The sequence below is a fragment of the Priestia sp. SIMBA_032 genome (assembly GCF_046535215.1).
Classification (GTDB): Bacteria; Bacillota; Bacilli; order Bacillales; family Bacillaceae_H; genus Priestia; species Priestia aryabhattai.
The window spans coordinates 1-276 of record NZ_JAWRXD010000551.1 but is presented as its reverse complement, the minus strand read 5'-3'; the positions used below and the strand labels follow the sequence as shown (position 1 = coordinate 276).

The window sequence follows — 276 nt, the reverse complement described above, 5'->3', positions numbered from 1 at the left end:
ATTACAAAATTTGCGAGTAAACTTAATGTGAAAGTGTTAACTCTTTATGCTTTTTCAACTGAGAACTGGAAAAGACCGAAAAAGGAAGTTGATTATTTAATGAAGCTTCCAGAAGAATTTCTAGGTACATTTTTACCAGAATTGATTGAAGAAAACGTACAAGTCCGAGTAATAGGGCAAAAAGATCGTCTTCCTACGCATACACGCAGAGCGATGGAGAAAGCCATGGAAGATACGAAAGAGAATACGGGATTAATTCTTAATTTCGCGTTAAAC

The 276-nt window shown here is 35.5% G+C and carries 1 protein-coding gene; it reads left to right on the top strand.

Features of this window, described 5'->3' with window-relative positions; all coding sequences use genetic code 11:
- Positions 1 to 276: undecaprenyl diphosphate synthase family protein (locus tag SB717_RS35500; RefSeq protein ID WP_486360793.1), on the top strand; the 276-nt coding region annotated here is incomplete at both ends.